Here is a 3,850-nt window from a genome sequence, read left to right on the forward strand (position 1 = left end):
TGCTCGAGGCGCCGGCGGCCTGGCGCTAGGAAGGCAAGCGCTCGTCGAGCAGGCGCTCGAGCGCGGCTACCGCCTCGTCGACGACGCCGACTCCCTCGACGCCGTCCGCTCGGCCGACCAGCGCACGCCGCTGCTCGGCCTGTTCGCGTCCGGCAACCTCGCCCAGCGCTGGTCGGCCCGAAGGCGACCGCCGACGGCGGCAGCAGGCCGGCCGTGCGCTGCACCGAGAACCCGGAGCGCACCGACGCGCAGCCGACCCTGGCCGACCTCACCGGCAAGGCGATCGACCTGCTCGACGACGGCGACCGCCACGGCAAGGGCCACGGCAAGGGCAGGGGCGGCAAGGACGCCGGGTTCTTCCTGCAGGTCGAGGGCGCGAGCATCGACAAGGCCGACCACGCGGCCAACGCGTGCGGCCAGATCGGCGAGCTGATCGACCTCGACGAGGCCGTGCAGGTCGCGCTCGACTTCGCCAAGAAGGACGGCAACACCACGGTGATCGTGACCGCCGACCACGCGCACACCAGCCAGATCGTCGAGGCCGGCTCCACCACGCCGGGCTACACGGTGAACCTGCTGACCAACGAGGACCGTCCGATGACGATCAACTACGCGACCGCCGAGGCCGAGGGCTCGCAGCAGCACACCGGCTCGCAGCTGCGCATCGCCGGCTACGGACCGCAGGCGGCCAACGTCGTCGGCCTGACCGACCAGACCGACCTGTTCTTCACCATCTCCCGCGCCCTGGGGCTGGAGAAGCAGCGCCGCTGACGACCAGCACGACGACGGGGCCGGGACGAGTCATCGTCCCGGCCCCGTCGCGCGGGCTCAGCGCTGCTGCAGCGCCTCGTGGAAGGCGAGGATGCGCTGCGCGTCGCGGACGTGCAGGCTCTCGACCATCTTGCCGTTGAACGTGGCGACGCCCTTGCCCTGGGACTGGGCCTCCTCGAAGGCGGCGATGAGGCCGCGCGCGTCCTCCACGTCCGTGTCGCTCGGCCCGAAGGCAGCGTTGGCCGGCTCGACCTGCGAGGGGTGGACGAGGGTCTTGCCGTCGAAGCCCATCTCGCGGCCCTGGCGCGCCTCGGCCTCGAAGCCCTCGAGGTTCTTGACGTCGTTGAAGACGCCGTCGAGCACGACCTTGCCGGCGGCGCGGACGGCGAGCAGCGCCCAGGTGAGCGACGGGACCAGCGGCGCGCGGCCCGGCACGTGCAGCGCGTGGCTGTCGTTGACCAGGTCGTTCGTGCCCATGACGAAGACGGTGAGCCGCTCGTGCGCCGTGGCGATCTGCTCGGCGTGCAGGATCGCGATCGGCGTCTCGATCATGGCCCACAGCTGCGTGTAGGCCGGGGCGCCGTGGCGCTCGAGCGCGGCGACGAGGGCGTGCACCTCCTCGGCGGAGTTCACCTTCGGCACCAGGACGGCGTCCGGACCGGCCTGGGCCGCGGCGGCGAGGTCGTCGTCGTGCCACTGGGTGCCCAGGCCGTTGACCCGGATGGCCAGCTCGCGGTGGCCGTACTCGCCGGAGCGGACGGCGGCGCAGACGCGCTCGCGGGCCTCGACCTTCGCGTCGGGCGCGACGGCGTCCTCGAGGTCGAGGATGAGCGCGTCGGCGTCGATGCCCTTGGCCTTCTCCAGCGCGCGCTCGTTGGCGCCGGGCATGTACAGGACGGAGCGGCGGGGCCGCAGCAGGGTGTCGGTCATGGCTCTCCTCACAGGTCGTAGGCGGCGGCCAGCTCGGGGTCGCGCTCGGCCAGGGCCTTGGCCAGGTCGAGCATGACCAGGCACTGCTTGCAGGAGGCGTCGTCCTCCATCTTGCCGTCGATCATCACGGCACCGGAGCCGTCACCCATCGCCTCGACGACACGCTTGGCGTGCGCGACGTCCTCGGGGGCGGGGGAGAAGACCCGCTTGGCGATGTCGATCTGCACCGGGTGCAGGCTCCACGCGCCGACGCAGCCGAGCAGGAAGGCGTTGCGGAACTGGTCCTCGCAGGCGACGACGTCCTTGATGTCCCCGAACGGGCCGTAGAAGGGGAGGATGTCGTTCGCGGCGCAGGCGTCGACCATGCGCGCGATCGTGTAGTGCCACAGGTCCTGCTGGTACGTCGTGCGGCCCGCGGTGAGGTCGTCGCCCGTCGGGTCCTGCCGCACGAGGTAGCCGGGGTGACCACCGCCGACCCGGGTGGTCTTCATGCGGCGGCTGGCGGCGAGGTCGGCCGGGCCGAGGCTGATGCCCTGCATGCGCGGACTGGCGCCGGCGATCTCCTCGACGTTGGCGACGCCCTCGGCGGTCTCGAGGATGGCGTGCACGAGGATCGGGCGCTCCAGCCCGGCGCGGGCCTCGAGCTGGGCGAGCAGCCGGTCGACGTAGTGGATGTCCTGGGCGCCCTCCACCTTCGGCACCATGATCACGTCGAGCTTGTGCCCGATCTCGGTGACGAGGGTGACGAGGTCGTCCAGCACCCAGGGCGAGTCCAGGCTGTTGACCCGCGTCCACAGCTGGGTGTCGCCGAAGTCGGTGGCCTTCGCGATGTCGACCAGGCCTTGGCGCGCGGCCTCCTTCTTCTCCGTCTTCACCGCGTCCTCGAGGTTGCCCAGGATGATGTCGACCTTCGCCGCGATGTCCGGCACCTTGGCCGCCATCTTCTCGTTGCTGGGGTCGAAGAAGTGGATCATCCGCGAGGGACGGAAGGGGATGTCCGCGACCGGGGCGGGGGCGCCCACGGCCAGCGGACGAAGGAAAGCTCGGGGATTGCGCACGACAGCTCCGTTCGGTTCCGACTGTGACGTGCTCGCCAGTATGGCGAAGGCTGCTCACCCCCGCCGAGTTGCCTGGGTCACGTCACGGGGCGAGCGGCGCCGGGTGGCGCGCGGCCCACGGGCGGGCCTGCTCGAGCTGCGCGGCGACCTGCAGCAGCAGCGCGTCCTCGCCCAGCCGGCCCACCAGCTGCACGCCGAGCGGCAGGCCGTCGGGGGTCCAGTGCAGGGGGACGTTGATCGCCGGGCGTCCGGTCAGGTTGGCCAGCTGCGTGTAGGGCACCCAGCCGAGGTTCTGGCTGACCAGGTCGTCCAGGATGCCGGTCATGGCCAGCACGCGTCCGCCCTTGGCCCGGCTGACGACGCGCGAGAGGCGCTGCAGCAGGGGAGCGGTGGTCAGCTCGCCCACCCGCAGCGGCGGCTTGGCCAGCGTCGGGGTGAGGAAGAGGTCGTAGGACTGCTGGAAGTCCACGAGCGAACGGACGTACCCGTGGACGTTCGTGAGCGCCTGCTGGGCGGCGACCACGCCGGCGGCCCGGCCGATCTCGGCGATGGCGAGCGTGTCGGCCTCGAAGTCGCGGCTCGTGGCGCCCGTGCGCGCCTTGGTGAGCTCGACCTCGGCGGCGAGGTTGGCGAACCAGATGGTCAGGAAGTCGCGGGCCAGGGCCTCGTCGTCGTACGGCGGCGGGACCTCCTCGACCTCGTGGCCGAGCTCGGCCAGCAGCGCGGCGGCCTCGTGCATGGCCGCGACCGCCTCCGGGTGGGGGTCCGCGGTGATGGCCGACCGGGCCGAGAACCCGACGCGCAGGCGTCCGGGCGCGTCCTTGATCGCCTCGGTGAACGGCCGCTCGGGCACCGGGGCCTGGTAGCCGGCGTACGGGTGCGGGCCGACGATGACGTCCAGCAGCCCGGCGTTGTCGCGGACGGTGCGGGCGACGACCCCCTGCACGGCCATCCCGATCATCGACTCGCCGGTCTGCGGGCCGTGGGGCGCGAGGCCGCGGCTGGGCTTGAGCCCCCACCAGGCCGTTTGCACGCCGCGGGGGATGCGGATCCGAGCCGCGCCGTCGTTGGCACCGGCGGCCGGGACGACG

Annotated in this window: 4 protein-coding genes and 1 pseudogene; 2 read left to right on the forward strand and 3 right to left on the reverse strand. The window is 72.4% G+C overall.

Features of this window, described 5'->3' with window-relative positions:
* Nucleotides 1-19: 19 nt before the first annotated feature.
* Nucleotides 20-163 (forward strand): annotated as a pseudogene (locus tag AC2W7G_RS11085) (alkaline phosphatase); the annotation flags it as partial.
* A 50-nt stretch (nucleotides 164-213) separates the two neighbouring features.
* Entirely contained in the window at nucleotides 214-771 is a 558-nt protein-coding gene (locus AC2W7G_RS11090) for an alkaline phosphatase (protein ID WP_485868478.1), read from the forward strand.
* Between the two features lie 57 nt (nucleotides 772-828).
* Here AC2W7G_RS11090 and AC2W7G_RS11095 read toward each other — a convergent pair whose 3' ends face one another.
* The 3 genes from AC2W7G_RS11095 to AC2W7G_RS11105 all read right to left on the reverse strand — a co-directional run.
* Complete coding sequence (locus tag AC2W7G_RS11095) at nucleotides 829-1,701, reverse strand: HpcH/HpaI aldolase/citrate lyase family protein (RefSeq protein WP_485868479.1); 873 nt, start codon at nucleotides 1,699-1,701, stop codon at nucleotides 829-831.
* Nucleotides 1,702-1,709: 8 nt separating this feature from the next.
* The gene (locus AC2W7G_RS11100; protein WP_485868480.1) at nucleotides 1,710-2,723 is read right to left on the reverse strand and encodes an HpcH/HpaI aldolase/citrate lyase family protein; all 1,014 of its coding nucleotides are present in this window, start codon (nucleotides 2,721-2,723) and stop codon (nucleotides 1,710-1,712) included.
* Nucleotides 2,724-2,841: 118 nt separating this feature from the next.
* On the reverse strand, nucleotides 2,842-3,850 hold a 1,009-nt coding region (locus tag AC2W7G_RS11105; RefSeq protein WP_485868481.1), incomplete at its 5' end, for an amidase.

Source organism: Aeromicrobium sp. PFPM2_SD2 (assembly GCF_057364525.1).

Coding starts and splice junctions, on each gene's coding strand:
- AC2W7G_RS11095 (WP_485868479.1), bottom strand. CDS start 1,701: ATGACCGACACCCTGCTGCGGCCCCGCCGCTCCGTCCTGTACATGCCC.